20 protein-coding genes and 1 pseudogene are annotated in these 22642 nt (G+C 70.7%); 6 read left to right on the forward strand and 15 right to left on the reverse strand.

What is annotated here, in order from left to right; genetic code table 11:
- Positions 1 to 217: 217 nt before the first annotated feature.
- The 3 genes from AB0C75_RS12425 (at position 218) to AB0C75_RS12435 (ending at position 2584) form a co-directional block, all read left to right on the forward strand.
- Entirely contained in the window at positions 218 to 1204 is a 987-nt protein-coding gene (locus AB0C75_RS12425) for a fatty acid desaturase (RefSeq protein WP_362889792.1), read from the forward strand.
- The gene (locus tag AB0C75_RS12430) at positions 1201 to 1890 is read left to right on the forward strand and encodes a TetR/AcrR family transcriptional regulator (protein WP_362889794.1); all 690 of its coding nucleotides are present in this window, start codon (positions 1201 to 1203) and stop codon (positions 1888 to 1890) included. Before AB0C75_RS12425 ends, AB0C75_RS12430 begins: the two co-directional genes overlap by 4 nt.
- Before the next feature lie 91 nt (positions 1891 to 1981).
- A complete protein-coding gene (locus AB0C75_RS12435) occupies positions 1982 to 2584 on the forward strand; it encodes a Uma2 family endonuclease (RefSeq protein ID WP_362890079.1) in 603 nt (200 codons plus the stop codon).
- 17 nt (positions 2585 to 2601) lie between these two features.
- On the opposite strand, the gene AB0C75_RS12440 is transcribed toward AB0C75_RS12435, so the two are convergent.
- The gene (locus AB0C75_RS12440) at positions 2602 to 3399 is read right to left on the reverse strand and encodes a trans-aconitate 2-methyltransferase (RefSeq protein WP_362889796.1); all 798 of its coding nucleotides are present in this window, start codon (positions 3397 to 3399) and stop codon (positions 2602 to 2604) included.
- Positions 3400 to 3487: 88 nt separating this feature from the next.
- Between AB0C75_RS12440 and AB0C75_RS12445 the strand changes: the two genes are divergently transcribed.
- Positions 3488 to 3985: a MarR family transcriptional regulator gene (locus AB0C75_RS12445; RefSeq protein ID WP_362889798.1), complete on the forward strand. Its 498-nt coding sequence runs from the start codon at positions 3488 to 3490 to the stop codon at positions 3983 to 3985.
- On the opposite strand, the gene AB0C75_RS12450 is transcribed toward AB0C75_RS12445, so the two are convergent.
- The 4 genes from AB0C75_RS12450 to galT form a co-directional block, all read right to left on the reverse strand.
- Entirely contained in the window at positions 3944 to 4765 is an 822-nt protein-coding gene (locus tag AB0C75_RS12450) for a response regulator transcription factor (protein WP_362889800.1), read from the reverse strand. The two genes, AB0C75_RS12445 and AB0C75_RS12450, sit on opposite strands and share 42 nt — an antisense overlap.
- A gap of 327 nt (positions 4766 to 5092) precedes the next feature.
- Positions 5093 to 6268, reverse strand: coding sequence for a galactokinase (gene galK, locus AB0C75_RS12455; RefSeq protein WP_362889802.1), 1176 nt, complete (start codon positions 6266 to 6268; stop codon positions 5093 to 5095).
- On the reverse strand, positions 6265 to 7245 hold the full coding sequence (gene galE / locus AB0C75_RS12460; RefSeq protein ID WP_362889804.1) for a UDP-glucose 4-epimerase GalE: 981 nt from the start codon (positions 7243 to 7245) through the stop codon (positions 6265 to 6267). Before galE ends, galK begins: the two co-directional genes overlap by 4 nt.
- Positions 7242 to 8285: a galactose-1-phosphate uridylyltransferase gene (galT, locus tag AB0C75_RS12465; protein WP_362889806.1), complete on the reverse strand. Its 1044-nt coding sequence runs from the start codon at positions 8283 to 8285 to the stop codon at positions 7242 to 7244. The genes galE and galT overlap by 4 nt, the downstream gene beginning before the upstream one ends.
- A gap of 236 nt (positions 8286 to 8521) precedes the next feature.
- Between galT and AB0C75_RS12470 the strand changes: the two genes are divergently transcribed.
- Both AB0C75_RS12470 and AB0C75_RS12475 read left to right on the forward strand, forming a co-directional pair.
- Positions 8522 to 10192, forward strand: coding sequence for a sodium:solute symporter family protein (locus AB0C75_RS12470; protein ID WP_362889808.1), 1671 nt, complete (start codon positions 8522 to 8524; stop codon positions 10190 to 10192).
- A gap of 15 nt (positions 10193 to 10207) precedes the next feature.
- Complete coding sequence (locus tag AB0C75_RS12475; RefSeq protein ID WP_362889810.1) at positions 10208 to 10510, forward strand: hypothetical protein; 303 nt, start codon at positions 10208 to 10210, stop codon at positions 10508 to 10510.
- A gap of 37 nt (positions 10511 to 10547) precedes the next feature.
- On the opposite strand, the gene AB0C75_RS12480 is transcribed toward AB0C75_RS12475, so the two are convergent.
- The 10 genes and pseudogenes from AB0C75_RS12480 to rsmI all read right to left on the reverse strand — a co-directional run bounded on the left by AB0C75_RS12480 (position 10548) and on the right by rsmI (position 22604).
- On the reverse strand, positions 10548 to 11243 hold the full coding sequence (locus tag AB0C75_RS12480; protein WP_362890081.1) for a LuxR C-terminal-related transcriptional regulator: 696 nt from the start codon (positions 11241 to 11243) through the stop codon (positions 10548 to 10550).
- 268 nt (positions 11244 to 11511) lie between these two features.
- Positions 11512 to 13455, reverse strand: a complete 1944-nt coding sequence (locus AB0C75_RS12485) for a PQQ-binding-like beta-propeller repeat protein (protein ID WP_362889812.1) — start codon at positions 13453 to 13455, stop codon at positions 11512 to 11514.
- Positions 13456 to 13513: 58 nt separating this feature from the next.
- Complete coding sequence (locus tag AB0C75_RS12490) at positions 13514 to 15394, reverse strand: PQQ-binding-like beta-propeller repeat protein (RefSeq protein ID WP_362889814.1); 1881 nt, start codon at positions 15392 to 15394, stop codon at positions 13514 to 13516.
- Positions 15395 to 15655: 261 nt separating this feature from the next.
- Positions 15656 to 17473, reverse strand: a complete 1818-nt coding sequence (locus AB0C75_RS12495) for an ABC-F family ATP-binding cassette domain-containing protein (RefSeq protein WP_362889816.1) — start codon at positions 17471 to 17473, stop codon at positions 15656 to 15658.
- Positions 17474 to 17624: 151 nt separating this feature from the next.
- Positions 17625 to 18524: a 4-(cytidine 5'-diphospho)-2-C-methyl-D-erythritol kinase gene (locus tag AB0C75_RS12500; RefSeq protein WP_362889819.1), complete on the reverse strand. Its 900-nt coding sequence runs from the start codon at positions 18522 to 18524 to the stop codon at positions 17625 to 17627.
- Positions 18521 to 19393 carry a 16S rRNA (adenine(1518)-N(6)/adenine(1519)-N(6))-dimethyltransferase RsmA gene (gene rsmA, locus AB0C75_RS12505; RefSeq protein WP_362889821.1) on the reverse strand — a complete coding sequence of 291 codons (873 nt, stop codon included), beginning with the start codon at positions 19391 to 19393 and terminating at the stop codon, positions 18521 to 18523. Before rsmA ends, AB0C75_RS12500 begins: the two co-directional genes overlap by 4 nt.
- A 58-nt stretch (positions 19394 to 19451) precedes the next feature.
- A pseudogene (locus AB0C75_RS12510) lies at positions 19452 to 19775 on the reverse strand (ubiquitin-like domain-containing protein); the annotation flags it as partial.
- 345 nt (positions 19776 to 20120) lie between these two features.
- The gene (locus AB0C75_RS12515) at positions 20121 to 20987 is read right to left on the reverse strand and encodes a TatD family hydrolase (RefSeq protein ID WP_362889824.1); all 867 of its coding nucleotides are present in this window, start codon (positions 20985 to 20987) and stop codon (positions 20121 to 20123) included.
- 115 nt (positions 20988 to 21102) lie between these two features.
- The gene (locus AB0C75_RS12520) at positions 21103 to 21534 is read right to left on the reverse strand and encodes a hypothetical protein (protein ID WP_362889825.1); all 432 of its coding nucleotides are present in this window, start codon (positions 21532 to 21534) and stop codon (positions 21103 to 21105) included.
- A 173-nt stretch (positions 21535 to 21707) separates the two neighbouring features.
- Positions 21708 to 22604, reverse strand: coding sequence for a 16S rRNA (cytidine(1402)-2'-O)-methyltransferase (gene rsmI, locus AB0C75_RS12525; protein WP_362889826.1), 897 nt, complete (start codon positions 22602 to 22604; stop codon positions 21708 to 21710).
- Between the last annotated feature and the right edge of the window lie 38 nt (positions 22605 to 22642).

Genomic DNA, 22642 nt, shown 5'->3' on the forward strand with positions numbered 1-22642 from the left:
CCCAGGATAGGTGTCCGCGACTCCGGCGTGCTCGCTGCCCTGCGGGGGCGGACAGGATCCGGGGCAGGAGAGCGGGGAGAGCCTCGCCTGACACGGGTTGTGGTGGCGGCGCTCTCGTGCCGTGCGCCTGTTCGCTGCCATACTTACGTTGCCGTAGGTTACGGAAGCGTAGCCCGCTCATTCCGTCATATTTCCTCACCTCACGGGGGACTCCCCAATGCCCACCAGCCCTGATGTGATCGACGACGGCCTGCCGACCGCGGCAGGCGGCCCCGCAGGCACCTCCGCCACGCTCGGTGGCGACAAGAAGCGTTCGGTCGAGCAGATCGCGCTGCTGCTGTTCATCGTGGTGCCGTTCGCGGCCCTGGTCGCGGCGGTGCCGCTGGCCTGGGGCCGTGGTGTCAGCTGGCTCGATCTGGGTCTGCTCGTCGCCATGTACTACTGGGGCTGCCACGGTGTGACGATCGGTTTCCACCGTTACTTCACGCACGGTTCGTTCAAGGCGAAGCGCCCGCTGCGACTCGCGCTGGCCGTGGCGGGTTCGATGGCGGTGGAGGGTCCGGTCGTGCGCTGGGTGGCCGACCACCGCAAGCACCACCGGTTCTCCGACGCCGAGGGCGACCCGCATTCGCCGTGGCGGTTCGGCGAGAATCTGCCGGCGCTGCTGAAGGGCCTGTGGTGGGCCCATATCGGGTGGATGTTCAACGAGGAGCAGACCCCGCAGCAGAAGTACGCCCCGGACCTGGTCAGGGACCCGGCGATCCGTGCGATCTCGCGTCACTTCCTCAGCTTCACGATTCTCTCGCTGGCGATCCCGCCGCTGGTCGGCGGCCTGGTCACGATGTCGTGGTGGGGCGCGTTCACCGCCTTCTTCTGGGGTTCGCTGGTCCGGGTCGCGCTGCTGCACCACGTGACGTGGTCGATCAACTCGATCTGTCACGCGGTCGGGAAGCGGCCCTTCAAGTCCCGTGACAGGTCGGGGAACGTGTGGTGGCTCGCGGTCCTCTCGTGCGGTGAGTCCTGGCACAACCTGCACCACGCGGACCCGACGAGCGCACGGCACGGGGTGATGAAGGGGCAGATCGACTCCAGTGCCCGGCTGATCCGCTGGTTCGAGAAGCTGGGCTGGGCACATGATGTGCGGTGGCCCGATGCGTCACGTATCGCCTCCCGGCGCAAGCCCGTGGCCGCCGACCCGGCATGATTGACGACGTGGCCACCGACGGAAGTACCAGCGGAGAGAAGAGCAGATCCACCACCCCCACGCGAAGGGCCCGGCGGGTCCGGATGACGGGGAAGGAGCGCCGCGAGCAGCTCCTGGACATCGGCCGCACCCTGTTCGCTGACAAGGGCTTCGAGGGCACGTCGGTGGAGGAGATCGCGGCGCGTGCCGGGGTCTCCAAGCCGGTGGTGTACGAGCACTTCGGCGGCAAGGAGGGCCTGTACGCCGTGGTGGTCGACCGTGAGATGCGCCAGTTGCTCGACCTGGTGACGGGCGCGCTCACGGCGGGGCATCCGCGTGAGCTGCTGGAGCAGGCGGCGTTCGCGCTGCTCGACTACATCGAGACGTACACGGACGGCTTCCGGATCCTGGTCCGTGACTCACCGGTCGCGCAGTCCACGGGCACGTTCGCGTCGCTGATCAGTGACATCGCGACACAGGTCGAGGACATCCTGGGCCTGGAGTTCAAGGCCCGGGGCTTCGACGCGAAGCTGGCCCCGCTGTACGCGCAGGCCCTGGTCGGGATGGTGGCGCTGACCGGCCAGTGGTGGCTGGACGTCCGGAAGCCGAAGAAGGCGGAGGTCGCCGCGCATCTGGTGAATCTGGCCTGGCACGGGCTGGAGAACCTGGAGCCGAAGCCGCGGCTGATAGGCCACCGGAAGAGCTGACGCCCAAGTCGTCACTCGTTGTGATGACGCCTGCGGAACCCCGGCCGTAGTCTGGTCGGCAGGGCACAGAATCCCGTCCATGGGAGGAACCATGACCGCCGAGCCGATCACCGGGCACAGCAGCCGCTGGCCGGTGCCCCCGCAGGACGGATACACCGTGGACGACCTGTTCACGCTGCCCGATCTCCCGCCGCACACGGAATTGCTCGACGGGAGCCTCATCTTTGTGAGTCCGCAGCGCATCTTCCACAGCCTCATGATCGACCTGCTGACCTCCGGGCTGCGCGGCAGCGTGCCCCGCGAGCTGAAGGTCGTGCGCGAGATGACCGTGGTCCTCGACCGGCGCAACGGGCCTGAGCCTGATGTTTCCGTCGTCCGGGCGGAGTCGGTCACCGGTCGGGAGCAGACTCGCTTCGAGGCCGCCGACGTGCTCCTCGCCGTCGAGGTGGTCTCCCCCGACTCGGAGGCCCGCGACCGGGAGACCAAGCCGCACAAGTACGCGACCGCCGGGATCGAGCACTTCTGGCTGGTCGAGATGACCGGCACTGATCAGCACCCGGTGGTGCGGGTCTACGAGCTGGATCCGGTGACGAAGGCGTACGCGCTGACGGGCATCCATCACGACCGGCTCAAGACGGGTGTGCCCTTCCCCATCGACCTCGACATCTCGGCGGAGGCGCTCGACGCGCTCTGACGCTCACCCGGACGCGGTCACCCCGCGGTGCGGGCGACCGCGAAGATCCGGCGGAACGGGAAGACCGTGCCGTGCGGGCCCGTCGGATAGGCCGTGCGCAGCAGGTCGCGGTATTCGGTGAGGAAGGCGTCGTGGGCATCCGGGGTGTCGGCGAGGGCGTCGAGTACGGGGCGCAGGCCGGTGCCCTTGACCCAGTCCAGGACGGGGTCGGTGCCCTGGAGGAGGTGCAGGTAGGTGGTCTCCCAGACGTCCACGGTGCGGCCGGGTGCGGTGAGGTGTTCCAGGTAGTCGGTCGGGCTGTGTACGGCGTCCGCGTGGCGCAGGGTGCCGCCGAGGCGGTCGTGCCAGCGGGGGGATTCGGCGAGTTCACGCATGAGGGTGTGGCTGGGGGCGTCGAAGTTGCCGGGGATCTGGAAGGCGAGGGTGCCGCCGGGGGTGAGGGCGTCCAGCCAATGGGGGAAGCGGTCGGTGTGGCCGGGGACCCATTGGAGCAGGGCGTTGGAGACGATGAGGTCGTACGTCTCGGTGGGGGCCCAGGTGGCGGCGTCGGCTCGGACGAAGTCCAGGAGGGGGCCGGCGTGGGTGCGGGCCCGCTCCAGCATCCGGGGTGAGCTGTCGTAGCCGGTGATGCGGGCGCGGGGCCAGCGGTCGCCGAGGAGTGCGGTGACGTTGCCCGCGCCGCAGCCGAGGTCGGCGATCCGGGGTGCGGGGTCGTGCGGGAGTGGTCCGATCCGGGCCAGGAGGTCGTGGAAGGGGCGGGTGCGGTGATCCGCGTGACGGAGGTACTGCTGCGGGTCCCAGGTCGGTGATGTCATGGGATCAGGATCACCAGGAGAATATCTTGATGTCAAGACACTTGAATTCAAGAGACTTCATGTCGAGGGACCCTCTACACTGATCGACATGGAGGACGAGGTCGACCGACTGGTCGCTGCATGGCGCCGCGAGCGCCCCGACCTCGACGTGGAACCACTCGAGGTCCTGAGCCGCGTCTCCCGCCTGGCCCGGCATCTGGACCGGGCCCGCAGAATCGCCTTCGCCGAGCATCAGTTGGAGCCCTGGGAGTTCGACGTCCTGACGTCGCTGCGCCGCGCCGGCGCCCCGTATCAGCTCTCCCCCGGACAGCTCCTCACCCAGACCCTGGTCACCTCGGGCACGATGACGAACCGCATCGACCGGCTGACCAAGAAGAATCTCGTGGAGCGGCTGCCCGACCCGAGTGACCGCCGCGGCGTCCTCGTCCGGCTGACCGAGCGTGGCCGCGACAAGGCCGACCAGTCGCTGGCCGGGCTGCTCTACCAGGAGCGGGCCATCCTGGGCGAGCTCTCCCCGCAGCAGCGCTCCGAACTGGCCGGACTGCTACGCCAGTTGACCGCCCCGTTCGACAACATCCCCAGCTAGCGCGACCGGGCCCACCCCGGCCCGCCGGGCGAGCGCCACGGCCGCCAGGGTCGAGTGGACGCCGAGCTTCCCGAGCACGTTCTGCATGTGCGTACGCACCGTGTGCGGGGACAGGAAGAGCCGCTCCGCGACCGCCTTGCGGCCCAGGCCCGCCACCATGCAGCGCAGCACCTCGCGCTCGCGCGGCGTCAGCGACTCGACGAGCTGCTCGCTCTCGGTGCGGTGCTTGCGGGCCGCGGTCAGCTCCCGCAGGACGCCGGTCAGCAGCGCGGCCGGCAGATGCGTCTCGTCGCGCAACACGCCCCGTATGACCGCGAGCAGGCGTTGCAGCGAGCAGTCCTTGGCGACCCAGCCCGAGGCACCGGCCTGCAGCGCCGCCGCTGCCCTGCGCGGGTCGTCCTTCTCGGCGAGTACCACCGTACGGATCCTGGGCTGCCCCGCGCGCACGCCGGCCACCAGCGACAGGCCGTCGACCTGACCGCCGGACGCTCCCCCGCCGAGCGCTCCCCTGCCGGGTGCGCCGTCCGGTACGCCGCGCGGCGCGGGAATGCCACGGGCGCCGCCCGTGGCATCGACACCCAGCTCGGCGTCGACCAGCATCACGTCGTAACGGCGCCCCTCTGCGGCAGCCCGCTCCAGACAGCGCAGCGCGGCGGGGCCGCTGCCCGCAGCGGACACGTCGACGTCCGGTTCGGCCGCGAGGGCCGCGGCCAGGGACTCCGCAAAGATGCGATGGTCGTCGACCACCAGAACCCGGATACGAGCCACAGACACCCCCATGCTGTGTGAGCTCCTGGGGCGCCCCGTTCATGGCCGGCCCCGACGAGGACGGACCACGGCGGATACGACGCCCGGAGCACTCCGGTGACTGTCGGCGCACGGCCGCCGCCGTGTGCCGGCCGCCACCCGCCCCGGGCGCCGTATCCGACTGTCTCGTCCCCTGAAACGACACCGGCCCCCACCGGTGCTGCGCTCAGACTACGGCGGGCGGTGGGCGCCGGAAGGCGATTCGCAGAACTGACCACCCCAGGCGTTCAGGGTGTTGTTCATGTTCCGTCCTGTGACCGAAGTGGACAAGGAACGTCGCAGGAACGTCGTATTCGGCGGTCAAGCAGCTGTGGCGACCCGGCGGGCGCCCGCCGAGGGCACCGCGGGGAACACTCCTGGGGCCGCGTGGCCGGCGGCGGTGAAGGCCTCCGACACGGCCTTGGCGACGGTGTCCGCCATCGACTCCTCCACCAGCACGACCGCCGAGCCGCCGAAGCCGCCCCCGGTCATCCTGGCCCCGAGCGCGCCCGCCTCGTTCGCCGCGGAGACCACGAGGTCCAGCTCCGGGCAGGAGACCCGCAGGTCGTCACGGAGCGAGACGTGGCCCTCGTTGAGCACCGGGCCCGCCGCGCGCACCTCACCGGCGTCGAGCAGCGCGATGACCCGCTCCACCCGGTGGTTGTCACTCACCACATGGCGGACGTAGCGGACGACCGACTCGTCCTCGCCGGCCGCAGCCAGGGTCTCCAGCGCGGCGTCGAGGCCCTCGTACGGAAGGTCGCGGAGGGTGCCGATGCCCAGCGCCCTCGCACCCGCCTCGCAGCCGGCCCTGCGCTCCGCGTACGCGCCGTCGCCCAAGGCGTGCTTGACGCGGGTGTCGACGACCAGCAGTCGCAGCCCGTGCGCGGCCAGGTCGAAGGGGACCTGGCGCTGGGTGAGGTCACGCGTGTCGAGGTACAGCGCGTGGCCCTCGGTGCAGCAGGCCGACGCCATCTGGTCCATGACGCCGCAGGGCACCCCGACGAACGCGTTCTCGGCGCGCTGGCCGAGCACGGCGATCTCCGGAGCGCTCAGGCCCAGCTCGAAGAGGTCGTTCAGGGCAAGCCCGGTGACGACCTCCAGGGCGGCCGACGAGGAGAGGCCGGCGCCCACCGGGACGGTGGAGGTGAGCTGGATGTCCGCGCCGGTCACGGCGTGGCCCGCCTCGCGCAGCGCCCAGACGACGCCCGCGGGGTAGGCGGCCCAGCCATGACCCGAGTGCGGGACCAGCTCGTCGACGCGCAGGGACACGACCCCGCCGGGTACGTCGGTGGAGTGCAGGCGCAACTGCCCGTCGGTGCGGCGGGCGACGGCGGCGCGGGCGTGGTGCGGGAGGGCGAGCGGCATGACGAAGCCGTCGTTGAAGTCGGTGTACTCACCGATCAGGTTCACTCGTCCGGGTGCGGCCCAGACCCCTTCGGGCGCGGTCCCGTAGAGCTCGGTGAAGGAGGCGGTCAGCTCGGCGTTGTCGGTCATGGTGCGGTGGGCTCCTCTCGGCGGGCGAACGCCCAGGCGTCGGCGACGATGGCGGCCAGGTCGGCGCGCGAAGGCTTCCAGCCGAGCCGCTCCCTGGCGGTGGCGGCGGAGGCGACGAGGACGGCGGGGTCGCCGCCGCGCCGGGGTGCGGCGGTCTCCGGGACGGGGTGGCCGGTGACCTGGCGGACGGTCTCGATCACTTCGCGTACGGAGAAACCGTTGCCGTTGCCGAGGTTGCAGATGAGGTGCTCACCCGTGGTGGCAGCGTCCAGGGCCAGCAGGTGGGCCTCGGCGAGGTCGGCGACGTGGATGTAGTCGCGTACGCAGGTGCCGTCGGGGGTCGGGTAGTCGTCGCCGTAGACGGAGATCGACTCGCGCTGCCCGAGGGCGACCTGGAGGACCAGCGGGATGAGGTGCGACTCGGGGTCGTGGCGTTCGCCGTGGCTGCCGTAGGCCCCGGCGACGTTGAAGTAGCGCAGGGAGACCGCTGCCAGGCCGTGTGCGGCGGCCTCACCGGTGATCATGTGGTCGACGGCGAGCTTGGAGGCGCCGTACGGGTTGGTGGGTGCGGTGGGGTCGGTCTCCGTGATGGGGCTGGAGACCGGCTCGCCGTAGGTGGCCGCGGTGGAGGAGAAGACGAGGGTGCGGACCCCGGCGTCGCGCATGGCGGCGAGGAGGGCGGTGGTGCCGCCGACGTTGTTGACCCAGTACTTCTCGGGGTCGACGACGGACTCGCCGACCTGGGAGTACGCGGCGAAGTGCAGCACTCCGTCGTAGGAGGCGTCCAGCCACCTGGCGGCGTCCTGGACGCGGCCCTCGATGAAGTCGGCGCCCCCGGGGACGCCTGCGCGGAAGCCGGTCGACAGGTCGTCGAGGACGGTGACGGCGTGACCGGCCTCCAGCAGGTGTGCGGCGACGACGCTGCCGACGTATCCCGCGCCGCCCGTCACCAGGTACTTCTTGCCGGTGTTGCTCATTCGCTCGCTACCTCTCGCAGTCGCTGGGCCGCGGCCTCCGGCGGCACGTCGTTGATGAACACGCCCATGCCGGACTCGGAGCCCGCGAGGAACTTCAGCTTTCCGGTGGTCCGCCTGATGGTGAAGAGCTCCAGGTGCAGCCCGAAGTCCTCACGCCCTGGAACCCTGAAGGGTGCCTGGTGCCAGGCCGAGATGTACGGGGTCGGCGGCTCGCCGGGGCCGAAGATCCGGTCGAATCGCCTCAAGAGTTCCAGATAGACCTGTGGGAATTCCGTGCGTGCGCCCGCGTCGAGCTCCCGCAGGTCGGGGACGCGGTTGCGCGGGTACAGATGGACCTCGTAGGGCCAGTGCGCGGCGTACGGCACGAAGGCGACCCAGTGCTCGCTCTCCAGGACCACGCGGTCGCCGTCGGCCAGCTCGCGGGCGACGACGTCGTCGAAGAGGTTGCGGCCGGTCTCCGCCCGGTGCTTCTCCGCCGAGCGCATCATCAGCTCGGTGCGCGGGGTGACGAACGGGTAGCCGTAGATCTGGCCGTGCGGGTGGCCGAGGGTGACGCCGATCTCGGCGCCCCGGTTCTCGAAACAGAACACCTGGGTGACCTGCGGGAGCTCGGCGAGGTCGGCGGTGCGGTCGGTCCAGGCCTCCAGGACCAGGGCGGCCTGGTCCTCGGTGAGGCCGGCGAAGGACACGTCGTGGTCGGAGGTGAAGCAGACGACCTCGCACCGGCCGGAGTCACCGGCGAGGGAGGGGAAGCGGTTCTCGAAGACGGCGACGTCGTAGTCGGTGTCGGGGATCTCGCTGAGGCGGCCGTCCCGCGAGGGGCAGAGCGGGCACTCGTCGGCCGGCGGGTGGTACGTACGCCCCTGACGGTGGGAGGCGATGGCGACCGAGTCGCCGAGCAGGGGATCGCGACGGATCTCCGAGGATGTCGAGACGGCATCCAGCGGCCTCAGGTCGACGGCATCGCGGACGGTGTCGTCCGCGGAGTCGTAGTAGATCAGCTCACGGCCGTCGGCGAGGGTCGTAACCGTCTTCTTCACCAGGGTCCTCCATGTGACGCCCTCAAACATAACCGCACATAACAAATCACAAGTAAACACCACAGTCAATGCCGTCGAGTCCTGTGTATGAACTGTGTAAGCGGAGCCCTAGATCGGGACATTTCACCCCACACGATCACGATCAAACAAAGAACGCCATCCACCCTGTTCATTTTCTGAACACAAAGGCGTAGGTTCCGTCGAGTTCAGTTCGCGCAACGAAGCGAGTACCCCCCATGCAATATCTGGCCGAAGGGCTCCGGCTCCCCACGAACGGGCTCGACTACACGATTCTGGCGATCTACTTCGTCGTGGTGCTCGGCATCGGCTTCGCCGCCCGGGCCAGTGTGAAGACGAGCCTCGACTTCTTCCTGTCCGGACGGTCGCTGCCCGCCTGGGTGACCGGCCTGGCCTTCGTCGCGGCGAATCTCGGGGCCACCGAGATCCTCGGCATGGCGGCGACCGGCGCGCAGTACGGCGTCGCGGTCGTCCACTGGTACTGGATCGGCGCCATCCCCGCCATGGTCTTCCTCGGCCTGGTGATGATGCCCTTCTACTACTGCTCGAAGGTCCGCTCCGTACCGGAGTTCCTGCTCCAGCGCTTCGACAAGTCGGCGCACCTGCTGAGCTCCGTGCTCTTCGCCTTCGCGGCGATCCTGATCGCGGGCGTCAACCTCTACGCCCTGTCGATCGTCGTCGAGGCGCTGCTCGGCTGGCCGCAGTGGGTCGCGATCGTCGTCGCCGGCCTCTTCGTCCTCCTGTACATCACCATCGGAGGACTCTCCTCGGCGATCTACAACGAGGTGCTGCAGTTCTTCGTCATCCTCGCCGCGCTGATCCCGATCACCCTGCTGGGCCTCAAGCGCGTCGGCGGCTGGGACGGTCTGACCGGCTCGCTGGAGAAGCAGCACGGCACGGACTTCATGTCCGCCTGGGGCGGTACCGGCATCGGTGACGCCAACCCGCTCGGCGCCAACTGGCTGACGATCATCCTCGGCCTCGGCTTCGTGCTCTCCTTCGGCTACTGGACCACGAACTTCGCCGAGGTGCAGCGCGCCCTGTCCGCGAAGAACCTCTCGGCCGCCCAGCGCACCCCGCTGATCGCCGCCTTCCCGAAGATCTTCATCGTCTTCGTGGTGATGATCCCCGGCCTGGTCGCCGCCGTCGTCGTCCCGCAGATCGGCACGCCCGGCTCGGACCTCACGTACAACGACGCCATCCCGCTGCTGATGCAGGAGCTCCTGCCCAACGGTGTGCTCGGCATCGCGGTGACCGGTCTGCTGGCCGCGTTCATGGCCGGTATGGCCGCCAACGTGTCCTCGTTCAACACGGTGTTCACCACGGACATCTGGCAGCGGTACGTGAAGAAGGACCAGCCGGACGCGTACTACCTGCGCTTCGGACGGCTGATCACCGCGGTGGGTGTGCTGGCCTCGATCGGCACGGCGTTCATCGCGGCCAGCTTCTCCAACATCATGACGTACCTGCAGACGCTGTTCTCCTTCTTCAACGTCCCGATGTTCGTCGTCTTCATCATCGGCATGTTCTGGAAGCGCGCCTCGATGAAGTCCGGTGTCTGGGGTCTCGTCGCGGGCACCACGGCCGCGATGGTGAACTACTTCGTGATCTACAAGCAGGGCATCATCGACATCCCGTCCGACCAGGGCGCCAACTTCGTCTCCGCGATCGTCGGATTCGTCGCCGGTGCGGTCGTGATGGTCGCCGTCACCCTCTTCACCGCCCCCAAGCCGGAGGCCGAACTGGCCGGTCTGGTCTACGGCACGGAGTCCCCGGACGCCGAAGAGGCGCCGGAGGAGGGCGACAGCGCCTGGTACCGCAAGCCTGCCCTGCTCGGCTGGGGCGCCATGGTCCTCGCTGCCCTCTGCTACCTGCCCTACTCGCTCTGATCGGAGGCACTCACCATGTCCGACCTGCATAAGGAAGTCTCCGAGCTGGAGCAGAAGTCCGCGACCGCGGCCCGGCTCTTCGATATCCGGCGGATCATCGGCGGTCTCTTCGTGGTCTACGGAGTGATCGTCACCATCGCCGGCATCAGCCCGTCCGACGCCGACCTGAAGAAGGCCGAGGGCGTGTACATCAACCTCTGGACCGGCCTGGCCATGCTGGTGCTCGGCCTCTTCTTCCTGATCTGGATGAAGTTGCGCCCGACCCAGGTGCCCGACTCCGCGCCCGGCGCGGATGACCCCGGCACACCGGAGAGCTGACCCGTCGCACCATCCGCAGGGGCCGGACGACCACGCGTCACGCGAGGCCGTCCGGCCCCTGCGGCGTTCCCGCCGCCGCCCGGTCGAGCAGTCCCGTACGGGCGGCGAGTGCGGCGGCCTCCAGGCGGGAGCCGACACCGAGCTTCATCAGCACCCGCTGCACATGTGTGCGGGCGGTGCTCGGAGCGATCCTCATGCCGGCCGCGATCAGCCGGGTGTCCTCACCCTCGGCGACCCGCACCAGCACCTCCACCTCGCGCGGGGTCAGCATCCGCAGCAGCCGCTGCCCCTCGTCGTCCGGCTGGGCCGCCGGATGCAGCAGCTCGGCGAACGCGCCCCGCAGCAGCTGCGGGGCGACCGCGACCTCCCCCGCGCGGGCCTTGACCATGGCGCGTTCGACGCCCTCGATCCGCTCGTCGTGGCGGACGTAACCGGCCGCTCCCGCCGCGAAGGCGGCGGCGATCCCCCGCGGGCTCGGCACCGGTCCGAGCACCACCACGGCCACCTGGGGGCGCTCGCGCCCTATCCGCAGGATCGGGTCGAAGGCCCCGGGTTCCGCGGGCGCCGCCGTGCCGAACAGGCAGACCTCCGGCGCCCTGCTGACGACCAGTTCCGCGGCCCCGGACGTCGGCGCTGCCGCCGCGAGCACCCGGTGCCCACGAAGTTTCAGCGCCGAGGCGAGTGCCTCGGCGAGCAGTCGGTGGTCATCGACCACCATGAGCCGCACGCCCATCGAGATAGCCCCCATGTGTGCAGCGCTCTACCGCTGCGTAACCCTGAACAGGCCCCCCGGCCCTTCTGCCCCGGCAAGTTACACGCTTGTTCGACGCCGCGCGCCCTCTAACGGGCAGGAGCCCCCCGGAATGCCGAATTATGCGTCGTTCAGGGTCGCTTGCCCGTCGAAAAACGATCGGAACCCGACCGGAAAACGATCGGCCCTGCCGGTCGGATGATCAACCGGCAGGGCCGTCGCAGCCGGCCCGCGAAACGGGCCGGGCGGGTCAGCCGGTGCCGAAGGAGACGACGAGGTACTGCTTGTCGTCCAGCGAGCTGTTGCTGGGCTTGCTGAGCATCTGCTCGGAGATGAACAGCCGGCCCTTCTCGTAGATGAACTCGGCGTAGTTGATGGAGAAGCTGGTCTCCGCGTCGTGGACCGACTTGTCGTCCGGGTTGACCATCAGCACGGTCTGCTCGAAGGTCGAGCCGTTGATGGAGACGATCTGGCCGCCCTTGTCGTACGGGGGCCGCTTGTACGCGATGACGTTGGAACCGTCCATGCGCAGCGGGGTCAGCGAGTAGCGGTCGCCCGCGTCCGCCTTGCCGCCGACGAGCTTGCCGGTGGTGAGGTCGAAGGCGACGATCTCGTTGGTGTCGCCGTACTCGCCGCCGCCCTCGTGGTCCTCGGTCGGCAGGTAGATCTTGTTGTTGCCGACGGCCAGGGCCGTGCACTCCTCGACCTCGGTGGAGCCGCAGTCCGCCGCGTACTTGTCCGCGTCGGCCGAGATCTTGACGATGAGCTTGCCGGTGGCCGCGTCGATGGAGAAGAAGTCCGAGATGCTGCTGCCGTCGCCGGCGGTTTCACCGACGTCGGCCGCGACCACGAGCGGCTTGGTGGAGACGATGCTCGCGTACTCCACGCCGGCCGGCATGTTGTACGAGGAGAGCGGTGCGCCGGTGTCCGGGTTCAGCGGCTGGATGGTCAGCTGCGGATCGTCGTAGCTGCCGCACTTGCGGACGACCGCGAGGGCCTCGCCGCCGCCGTAACCCATGTCGTAGCAGTCGTTGGCGTCGGCCTTCGGCTTCCAGAGCTCGGCGCCGTCAGCGAGCTTGAAGGCGGCGCCGCCGCTCGTGCCGCCGGCCGCGACCGTCTCGCCGCTGAGCGTCACCTCGTTGAACCTGACGGCGTCGTCACCGCTGGACGAGGAGGTGACGGACTTGCTCCACATCAGCTTGCCGGTGGCGAGGTCGAGCCCGGCGACCTGGGTGCACGACGGGTACTTGTTCTTGGCGCTCGGCTTGCCGTCCTGGAAGGCGATGGCCGTCTTGTAGTCCTTGCTCATGTGCCGGGACGCGGCGCAGAGCTGGCCGTCCAGCGGGATCGACCAGAGCTTGGTGCCCTTGTCGAGGTCGTAGCCGACGATCTCGTTCACACCCGTCTTCACGTACGCCTTGTCCGTGGCCCAGGAACCGGCGACGACCGTGGTGTCGGTGACCTTCGGCTGGGGAAGCTGGAAGGCGACCTTGGACTTGGTGTCGGACGGGGCCTTCTCGGTGCCGCCGGCCAGGCCGTCGCCGCTGCCGCCCTTCCCCTCGCCGCCCTCGCCGCCGCCGTCGGGCCCGGCCGAGGACACCTCGTCCTGCTTGCCGTCGTCGCTGGAGGCGTAGAAGATACCGCCGCCGACGATCAGCACCACGGCGACGGCCGCGGCGACGATGATCTGCATCTGGGTGGTGAACTTCTTGCCGCCGCCCTGCTGCGGCCCGGCGTACTGCGGCTGCATCGGCGCGGTCGGGTAGCCGTACCCCTGCTGCGGAGGCATGCCGGGCTGGCCTGGCGGAGGCCCCTGCGGGAAGCCGTAGCCGGGCTGGGCCGGCGGCTGGCCGGGAGGCGGCGCCTGCGGGTAGCCGTACGCGGGATTCTGCGGCGGCTGCCCGGGCGGAGGCGTCTGCGGGGCGCCGTAACCACCCGAGGGCGGCGGCGTCTGCGGGGCGCCGTAACCACCCGAGGGCGGCGGCGTCTGCGGAGTGCCGTAACCACCCGGGGGCGGCGGCGGGGGCGGCGTGCCGTAGCCGCCGGTGGGCGGGGTGGGCGGCGCGGCCGAGGGCTTGGCCAGCGGGTCGGACGGCGGCGGGGTGGGCTCGCCGAAACCGCCGGGCGGCGGGTCCTGCGGGGCGCCGAATCCGCCCTGGGGCGGTTCGTTGGGTGGCTGGGGCGGCTGGGTCATGGCGTGCGTACCTCTGCGGGATCTGAGAAGAAGGGGCGGCGGTTGCCGGTGTCGGCCGTCACTTGCCGAAGGCCATCATGGTCGTCTGTTCCTTCTCTTCCTCGTCGTTGCTCGCGCTGACGCGGGTGCTGACGATGAAGGAACGGCCACCCACGTAGGAGACGTCGGCCGAGAAGAAGCTCTCGATCCGCGTCGTGGAGTCCGGGTGCTGCAACAGCACCTTGGGCGCGCCACCGGTGGGTGCGATCGTCGCGATCGCCCCGCCCTTGTCGTACGAGGGCTCCAGGTAGACCAGGACGTTGCCGCCCTCCATGCGCAGCGGCTTCATGGTGCGCTCGGCGGGAGCCGCCGCCTTCCACTTGGTCTTGCCGGTGTTCAGGTCGAACGCGATGACCTTGTTGGTGCGGGCGGACCCGCTGGTGTCGTCCTCGGTCATCATGTAGAAGGTGTTGGCGTCGGCGGCGAGGCCCGTGCACCCTTCCAACTGCCCGCCGAAGACCACGAAGCCGCCTCCGCAGTCGACGGAGAGCTTGTCGCCCTTGTCGCTGATCAGCTGGGAGCGCAGCGACCCGTTCTCCTTGAGCGCGAGGATGCCCCACTTCTTCTCGTCGCGCTGGGTCAGCGAGACGACGAGCGGGCTCACCGAGTAGACCTTTTCGACCTCCCAGCCGCGCTTGGGCTGGTACGTCCACTTGGCCTTGCCCGTGGTCGGGTCGATCTCCTGGATCTGGTGCTGCGGGTTGTCCACGTCGTCGGTGCGGCAACTGGCCGCGGCGATCATCTTGGTACCGCCGGCGAAGGCGAACGGCAGGCAGTTGCCCGAGGGGTTGCCGAACAGCTCCTTGCCGTCGCTGACGCGGTAGGCGTTGGAGTTGCTCGTACGTCCGACGGCCACGGTGTCGCCGCTGATCGCGAGACCGATGTCGGACAACATGTCGAAGTTGCCGTTCTTCTTGATCGTCTTCTTCCAGCCGGCCTTGCCGGTGTTGAGGTCGACCATCTGCAGCACGGAGCAGTTGGCCCGCTCCGTGGTGCCGCTCTTCACACCGAGGACGATCTTGCCGTCGGCCGTGGCGTTACCCGGTCCCGCACACACGTCGACGGGGAGCGGAAGCTTCCACTTCTCCTTGCCGTCGGCCACCGAGTAGCCGACGACCGAGCGGTACATGGCCTTGACGATCGTGTCCCCGACGACCCACGGGCCGAACACGTCCGCGCCGTTGCGCGGGAGGTCGACGTCGTTCTTCGTCAGCCAGAGGACCTTCGCCTCGCCCTCCTTGCGCCCGGCGTTCAGGTCGTCGTTGGCCTCGCGGCCGTCACCCTTGCCGTCGCCCTGGTCGACGGTGGGCGAAGCGGTCGGGTCCGGGGCGCCGCTGCTGGACTTGGCGACGGGGTCCTTCTCGTCGTCGCCACCGCTCGTGGCGAAGAAGATGCCGCCGCCGACGACGAGGAGCGCGGCGAGCGCGGCACCGATGATGACGGCGGGCTTGCCCTTGAAGAAACCGCCGCCGCCGGGGCCGCCGGGCGCGGGGGCACCGGGGTACTGCTGCTGCGGGTAGCCGTAACCGGGCTGCTGGCCGTAAGGGCCGGGCTGCTGGGCGTACGGACCTGACGGGGCGCCGTACGGGCCGGGCTGCTGGGAGTACGGGCCGGGGGCCGCCTGGCCAGGGGCCTGACCGGGTGCCTGTCCGGGTGCCTGTCCGGGTGCCTGGGGGTAGCCGTAGCCGGGCTGCTCCCCGGGCGCCTGCGGATAGCCGTAGCCGGGCTGCGCGGGCGGAGGCGTCTGCGGGGCACCCGGCGGCGGCCCCTGCGGGGGTGCGGGCGGCATCTGCGGCGGAGCCGCGGGCGGTGGTGTCTGCGGCGGCTGAGGAGTGCCCTGCGGATCCTGCGGAGCCCCGAAACCCCCCTGCGGCGGTTGCTGGCTGGGCGGCTGGGTCATCAGCACGTCCCCCTTCGTGCGGTCCGGTGCCCGGTCCGGTCTCCCCCGCGATTCCGCTGGGCTCAGAGGTTCAGGTGCGAGAAATCTCTGAATTCCCCCCGGAAAGGAGCGAATCGGGCATGGCTTCCGCGGCGTTACGGCAGTCGAGCGGGGCTTCTTTGTACCACCCGCACCACACCGGGCACCGGCTCGGTCCATCCCCTGTGCCCAAGGGAGAACCGGGCCGTGATGCCGCCGTTACGCACCCGCTGCCGCCAGGGCTCAGGCGTCCTCGGCCAGTTCCAGCCAGCGCATCTCCAACACGTCACGCTCCGCGACCAGTTCACGCAGCTCGGCGTCGAGCGTGGCGACCTTCTCGAAGTCGGTGGCGTTGTCGGCGATCTGCGCGTGCAGCGCCGTCTCCCTCGTCGACATCTTGTCGAGCTGCCGCTCGACCTTCTGGAGTTCCTTCTTCGCGGCGCGCGCCGCCTGCGGCGAGACCGTCTCGGCCGGAGCCGCCGCCCTGGGCGCCGACGGACCGGAGGACGCGGGCGTCGCCGCCTCCTCCATGCGCTGCCTGCGCTCGATGTACTCGTCGATGCCGCGCGGCAGCATCCGCAGCGCGCGGTCGCCGAGGAGCGCCATCACCTTGTCCGTGGTCCGCTCGATGAAGAACCGGTCGTGCGAGATCACGATCATGGACCCGGGCCAGCCGTCGAGGAGGTCCTCCAGCTGGGTCAGCGTCTCGATGTCCAGGTCGTTGGTGGGCTCGTCGAGGAAGAGGACGTTGGGCTCGTCCATCAGCAGCCGCAGGATCTGAAGCCGCCGCCGCTCACCACCGGACAGGTCACCGACGGGGGTCCACTGCTTCTCCTTGGCGAAGCCGAACTGCTCGCAGAGCTGACCCGCCGTCATCTCCCGTCCCTTGCCGAGGTCGACCCGGTCGCGCACCTGCTGAACGGCTTCGAGCACCCGCAGGTTCGGGTTGAGCTCCGCGACCTCCTGGGAGAGGTAGGCGAGCTTCACCGTCCTGCCGACGACGACCTTCCCGGCCTCGGGCTGTACGTCGCCCTGGCTGCGGTAGGCCTCGCCGAGCGCCCGCAGCAGCGAGGTCTTGCCGGCGCCGTTGACGCCGACCAGGCCGACGCGGTCACCGGGGCCGAGCTGCCAGGTGAGGTGGGTGAGCAGCGTCTTGGGCCCGGCCGTGACGGTCACGTCCTCCAGGTCGAAGACGGTCTTGCCGAGCCGGGCGTTGGCGAACTTCATCAGCTCGCTGGTGTCACGCGGGGGCGGCACGTCGGCGATCAGCTCGTTGGCCGCCTCGATGCGGTAGCGCGGCTTGGACGTACGGGCGGGGGCTCCCCGCCGCAGCCAGGCCAGCTCCTTGCGCATCAGGTTCTGCCGCTTGGACTCCTCGGTCGCGGCGATCCGTTCCCGCTCGGCCCGCGCGAACACGTAGTCGCTGTAGCCGCCCTCGTACTCGTGGACCGAGCCCCGCTGGACGTCCCACATGCGGGTGCAGACCTGGTCCAGGAACCACCGGTCGTGGGTGACGCAGACGAGCGCGGAGCGACGGGCCCGCAGATGCCCGGCCAGCCAGGAGATGCCCTCGACGTCGAGGTGGTTGGTGGGCTCGTCGAGTACGACCAGGTCCTGTTCGGCGATGAGCAGCTTCGCCAGCGCGATCCGGCGCCGCTCGCCGCCGGAGAGCGGGGCGATGACGGTGTCGAGGCCGTGCTCGAAGCCGGGGAGTGCCAGGCCGCCGAAGAGACCGGTCAGCACGTCGCGGATCTTGGCGCTGCCCGCCCACTCGTGGTCCTCGAGGTCGCCGATCACCTCGTGCCTGATGGTGGCCGTGGGGTCCAGCGAGTCGTGCTGGGTGAGGACGCCGAGGCGCAGCCCGCCGTTGTGGGTGACGCGGCCGGTGTCCGCCTCCTCCAGCTTGGCGAGCATCCGGATGAGCGTCGTCTTCCCGTCGCCGTTGCGGCCGACGACGCCGATCCGGTCGCCCTCGGACACCCCGAGGGATACACCGTCGAGCAGGGCACGGGTGCCGTACACCTTGGTGACCTGCTCGACATTGACCAGATTGACGGCCATTTCACTCCTGCCTCGGGGGTCCTTGCGTCGGGGACCGCTCGATGTCCCAGCGTAGTCGCCGCGCGGAGTGCGCTCGCCTGCGGTGATCGATCATGAGGCATAAGCGCGGGCCGGAGCGTTCAGGAGCTCCTGCCGAAGCGCTCGCCCGCGGTCAGACGACGGTGGCGCCCGCCGCCGGGGACGTCGCCACGCGGGCCTCGCGGCAGGTGCCGGAGGACAGCAGGGCGTCGGCCACCTTCCGCGCCGACTCCTCGTCGGCCGTCAGGAACGCCGTGGTCGGTCCGGATCCCGAGACCAGGGCGGCCAGGGCGCCCGCGGCGGTGCCCGCCGCGAGGGTGTCGGCCAGCGAGGGGCGCAGGGAGAGCGCCGCGGCCTGGAGGTCGTTGCTGAGGGCGCCGGCGAGCGCCGTGGTGTCCCCCTTGCGCAGGGCCGTCAGGAGCGCGGGGGACGTGGTCGGCTCCGGCACGCGGGTGCCGGCGGTGAGCCGGTCGAACTCGCCGTACACCGCGGGGGTGGAGAGCCCGCCGTCGGCGACGGCGAAGACCCAGTGGAAGCCGCCGCCGACCTCGACGGGCGTCAGCCGCTCACCGCGGCCGACGCCGAGCGCCGCCCCGCCGGTCAGGCTGAAGGGCACGTCGCTGCCCAGCTCGGCGCAGATCTCCAGGAGTTCCTCCCGGGTGGCACCGGTGGCCCACAGGGCGTCGCAGGCCAGCAGGGCGGCGGCGCCGTCGGCGCTGCCGCCCGCCATGCCGCCGGCGACGGGGATGTCCTTGGCGATGTGCAGGTGCACATCGGGGGCGATGCCGTGCCGGGCGGCCAGCGCCGTCGCGGCGCGGGCCGCGAGGTTCGTGGTGTCCAGAGGGACCTGGCCGGCGTCGGGACCCGAGCAGGTGACGCGCAGGGTGTCGGCGGGGGTGACGGTGACCTCGTCGTACAGGCCGACGGCGAGGAAGACGTTGGCCAGGTCGTGGAAGCCGTCGGGGCGTGCGGCGCCCACCGCGAGCTGCACGTTGACCTTGGCGGGTACGCGGACGGTGACGCTGGGGTTCATGCGGAGGGCTCCGGCTTGTTCTCGGCGATGGCGGCGAACTCCTCGACGGTCAGCGCCTCGCCACGCGCCTGCGGCGAGATGCCGGCCGCTGTCAGCGCGGCCTCGGCGGCCGGTGCGGAGCCCGCCCAGCCCGCAAGGGCGGCGCGCAGCGTCTTACGGCGCTGGGCGAACGCGGCGTCCACGACGGCGAAGACCTCGGTCCTGCTCGCGGTGGTACGGATCGGTTCCGTACGCCGGACCAGGGACACCAGACCCGAGTCGACGTTGGGCGCGGGCCAGAACACCGTGCGGCCGATCGACCCGGCGCGCTTGACCTCGGCGTACCAGTTGGCCTTGACCGACGGCACTCCGTAGACCTTGTTGCCCGGGCGGGCGGCCAGCCGGTCGGCGACCTCGGCCTGCACCATCACGAGCGTCCGCTCGATGGTGGGGAAGCGCTCCAGCATGGTGAGCAGGACCGGCACGGCGACGTTGTACGGCAGGTTGGCGACGAGCGCGGTGGGCGCGGGGCCGGGGAGCTCCTTGACCAGCATCGCGTCGGAGTGGACGAGCGCGAAGCGCTCTGCGCGCCGCGGCATCCGTGCGGCGACCGTGGCCGGCAGGGCGCCCGCGAGCACTTCGTCGATCTCCACGGCGACGACCCGGTCGGCCGCCTCCAGCAGGGCCAGCGTCAGCGAACCCAGACCGGGCCCCACCTCGACCACCACGTCGTCGGGCCGCACCTCGGCGGTGCGCACGATCCTGCGGACCGTGTTGGCGTCGATGACGAAATTCTGGCCGCGCTGCTTGGTGGGGCGTACGCCCAGCGCTGCGGCCAGCTCGCGGATGTCTGCGGGGCCCAGGAGGGCGTCGGGCTCTGTGGTGCTCACCCGTCAAGCCTACGGCCGCCGGAGGGGCCCGAAGGCCTCACCCTCGCGCCTCCCGGAGGACGACGACCTCGTCGCCGTCGCCAAGACCCGTGGCGGGCGCGGGGGCGACGTGGTCGCGGGCGCCGACCGTGACGCCCTCGGCATCGAGGAGCTCTCCGACGTCGTCGGCGAAGGTGTGCAGGGTGTGCGTCGTTCCGTCGACGCTGACGCGGACGGCCTTGTCCTGGGCGAGGAACGCGGCGGTGCCGCCGGCCAGCACCACGATGACCAGGGCGCGCGGGACGATCCGCCGCAGGCTCTCCGGGGTGAGGCGGTCCCGCCTGGCCGCCCGGTGTCCGGCCGTCCGCCTGCCGCGCGGGGCGGGCTCGTCGCGCGGCCCCACGGCCTTCCACGGGGCGGCCTGCCGGGGCACCAGGGGGCTGTCCAGCACGGTGGGGTCATGGACCGGCCGGGTGCCCGGCCAGGACCCGGCGACGATCGTCCGCTCCTCGTGGAGGGGGCGCGGCGCTGTCGGGGGCGGTGCGGGGGCCCTCGCCGGGGCCTGCCTCGTGCGCCGACTGCCGCGCGCCGCGCGGTGACTGCCCTGCGAATGGCCCACGACGCTCCAGACGTTCCGGCCGGCCGACCCCATTGCGCGGGCACCCTAGCGGAGGCACCGTCACCGTACAAAGTCGTACGATTACCCAGCGTGTCGGTTCGGCCCGCCCTTCGGACGCCGCGACCACCCTCAGAAGTCGAACGCCCGCGCGGTGTTGTCCTGGACGGCGGCGGCCAGGGTGTCCTCGTCGGTACCCCTCACCTCGGCCATGGCACGGAGCGTGACCGGAATCAGATAGGGCGCGTTGGGCCGTCCGCGGTACGGGGCGGGGGTGAGGAAGGGTGCGTCCGTCTCGACGAGCACGAGCTCGGCGGGGGCGACGGCCAGCGCGTCGCGCAGCGGCTGCGCGTTCTTGAAGGTGACGTTGCCCGCGAAGGACATGTAGTACCCGGCCGCCGCGCAGATCCGGGCCATGTCGGCGTCCCCCGAGTAGCAGTGGAAGACGGTCCGCTCCGGTGCGCCCGCGTCGGCGAGGATGCGCAGGACGTCCGCGTGGGCCTCACGGTCGTGGATGACCAGGGCCTTGCCGTGCCGCTTGGCGATCTCGATGTGGGCCCGGAAGGACTCCTCCTGGGCCGCGATGCCCTCGGGCCCCGTACGGAAGTGGTCGAGTCCCGTCTCGCCGACCGCGCGTACATGACCGAGAGCGGCCAGTGCGTCGATCTCCGCCAGCGCCTCGTCGAGTGCCGCCTTCCCGCCCGGCTCCCGCGCCCCCTGGCGCGACCAGCCGTCCGGGTCGCCGTGCACGATGCGGGGCGCCTCGTTGGGGTGCAGGGCGACGGCGGCGTGGACGGAGGGGTGCGCTGCGGCGGTCTCGGCGGCCCAGTGCGAGCCCTTCACATCACAGCCCACCTGGACGACGGTGGTCACGTTGACCGCGGCGGCCCTGGCGAGGCCCTCCTCGACGGTTCCGTCCTGCATGTCCAGGTGGGTGTGCGAATCGGCGACCGGAACCCTGAGGGGTTCGGGGAGCGGCGGGGCGTCGGTACGGCTCATGCCCACGACTCTACGAGGGCACGCGCCCACAAGGGCGTGAGCCCTCCCATGGGCCCCGGTGCCGGCCCCGGGACCGCCCCGGTGACCTGTGTGGGCCTGTGGGCCTGTGGGCCCCCTACCGCCGCTGGAAGGGACGGAGCAGATCGGACAGCTGCCAGTGGTGCGCTTCGCGGTCATGTGCCGGCACGGCGGTGGCCACGGACATCCGCCCACCCGCCTCGTCCACGTCGTCCTCCTCGGGACGCGCGGTCTCCCTGGGGCGCGCGGTCTCCCCGGGGCGCGCGGTCTCCAGGGGCCTGCTCATCCGCTGGACGGTGGAGACCCGTCCCGCGCGCATGATCCGCACCACGTGCCCGCCGCAGTTCGCGCAGGTCGGGGTGGACAGCGGCGACGGCACGCGCTGCCCGTCCGCCGTGTACACCACGAAGGGGTTGCCGGAGTTGTCGACGTGGTGCGATATCTCGTAGGCCTGTTCCCAGCCGTGTCCGCACCTCATGCAGGCGAAGGCGTACGCCTCATGCACGGTGGTTGCTGCGATCTCACTCATGCCTGCTCCTCTTGTCCGCTGGACAAGCACTCCGGACAAGCTTCTCCGGATGGTGCGTTCCACCCTCAAGTGGACGCCTTCGCCGACGGCGAAGCACGAGGTCTGCCGAGTGTTGGAACGCTTTTGGCCGATCCGTGGCCGAACGGCCCGGTATGCGGCTCGCGCTTTACATTTCAGGCTAGTCCTTTGCCCTGATCCTGGCCGGTCCGAGCCGCGTTCTTTGCCGCGACCACCGCATCGAACACCTCGCGCTTGGGCAGCCCGGCGTCGGCGGCGACAGCCGCGATGGCCTCCTTGCGCCGCTCCCCCGCCTCCTCGCGCACCTGCACCCTGCGTACCAGCTCGGCGGCGTCCAGCCCCTCGTTCCCCGAGTCCGTGGCGCCCTCGACGACAACGGTGATCTCGCCGCGCACGCCCTCGGCCGCCCAGCGGGCCAGCTCCCCCAGCGGGCCGCGCTTCACCTCCTCGTAGGTCTTGGTCAGCTCCCGGCAGACTGCCGCCCTGCGGTCCTCCCCGAACACCTCGGCCATCGCGGCCAGGGTGTCGTCCAGCCGGTGCGGGGCCTCGAAGAAGACCATCGTGCGGCGCTCACCGGCGACCTCGCGCAGCTTCCCGAGCCGCTCGCCCGCCTTGCGCGGCAGGAAGCCCTCGAAGCAGAAGCGGTCCACGGGCAGCGCGGACAGTGCCAGCGCGGTCAGTACGGCCGACGGGCCCGGTACGGCGGTGACCTTGATGTCCTGCTCCACGGCCGCCGCCACCAGCCGGTAGCCGGGGTCGGAGACGGACGGCATCCCGGCGTCGGTGACGAGCAGGACACGCGCACCGCCGACCAGCGCCTCGACGAGTTCAGGGGTGCGCGCCGACTCGTTGCCCTCGAAGTAGGACACGACACGCCCCGTCGTGTGGATGCCCATGGCCTGGGTGAGCCGGCGCAGCCGCCGGGTGTCCTCAGCGGCCACGACATCGGCCGTCTCCAGCTCGGTGGCGAGCCGTGGCGGGGCGTCCGCCACATCGCCGATGGGGGTCCCTGCGAGTACGAGCGTTCCAGTCGTTCCAGTCACATCGGCCATCCTCCCAGCCCGGGCGGCACCACTCGCACAGATGCGTT

The organism is Streptomyces sp. NPDC048565 (assembly GCF_040650935.1).
Classification (GTDB): domain Bacteria; phylum Actinomycetota; class Actinomycetes; order Streptomycetales; family Streptomycetaceae; genus Streptomyces.

Coding starts and splice junctions, on each gene's coding strand:
- AB0C75_RS12485 (WP_362889812.1), bottom strand. CDS start 13,455: ATGACCCAGCCGCCCCAGCCACCCAACGAACCGCCCCAGGGCGGATTC.
- AB0C75_RS12450 (WP_362889800.1), bottom strand. CDS start 4,765: ATGGGGGTGTCTGTGGCTCGTATCCGGGTTCTGGTGGTCGACGACCAT.
- AB0C75_RS12515 (WP_362889824.1), bottom strand. CDS start 20,987: ATGAGCCGTACCGACGCCCCGCCGCTCCCCGAACCCCTCAGGGTTCCG.
- AB0C75_RS12430 (WP_362889794.1), top strand. CDS start 1,201: ATGATTGACGACGTGGCCACCGACGGAAGTACCAGCGGAGAGAAGAGC.
- AB0C75_RS12520 (WP_362889825.1), bottom strand. CDS start 21,534: ATGAGTGAGATCGCAGCAACCACCGTGCATGAGGCGTACGCCTTCGCC.
- AB0C75_RS12445 (WP_362889798.1), top strand. CDS start 3,488: ATGGAGGACGAGGTCGACCGACTGGTCGCTGCATGGCGCCGCGAGCGC.
- AB0C75_RS12500 (WP_362889819.1), bottom strand. CDS start 18,524: ATGAACCCCAGCGTCACCGTCCGCGTACCCGCCAAGGTCAACGTGCAG.
- AB0C75_RS12490 (WP_362889814.1), bottom strand. CDS start 15,394: ATGACCCAGCCGCCCAGCCAGCAACCGCCGCAGGGGGGTTTCGGGGCT.
- galE (WP_362889804.1), bottom strand. CDS start 7,245: ATGAGCAACACCGGCAAGAAGTACCTGGTGACGGGCGGCGCGGGATAC.
- AB0C75_RS12475 (WP_362889810.1), top strand. CDS start 10,208: ATGTCCGACCTGCATAAGGAAGTCTCCGAGCTGGAGCAGAAGTCCGCG.
- rsmI (WP_362889826.1), bottom strand. CDS start 22,604: ATGGCCGATGTGACTGGAACGACTGGAACGCTCGTACTCGCAGGGACC.
- AB0C75_RS12440 (WP_362889796.1), bottom strand. CDS start 3,399: ATGACATCACCGACCTGGGACCCGCAGCAGTACCTCCGTCACGCGGAT.
- AB0C75_RS12425 (WP_362889792.1), top strand. CDS start 218: ATGCCCACCAGCCCTGATGTGATCGACGACGGCCTGCCGACCGCGGCA.
- galK (WP_362889802.1), bottom strand. CDS start 6,268: ATGACCGACAACGCCGAGCTGACCGCCTCCTTCACCGAGCTCTACGGG.
- AB0C75_RS12495 (WP_362889816.1), bottom strand. CDS start 17,473: ATGGCCGTCAATCTGGTCAATGTCGAGCAGGTCACCAAGGTGTACGGC.
- AB0C75_RS12470 (WP_362889808.1), top strand. CDS start 8,522: ATGCAATATCTGGCCGAAGGGCTCCGGCTCCCCACGAACGGGCTCGAC.
- AB0C75_RS12480 (WP_362890081.1), bottom strand. CDS start 11,243: ATGGGCGTGCGGCTCATGGTGGTCGATGACCACCGACTGCTCGCCGAG.
- AB0C75_RS12435 (WP_362890079.1), top strand. CDS start 1,982: ATGACCGCCGAGCCGATCACCGGGCACAGCAGCCGCTGGCCGGTGCCC.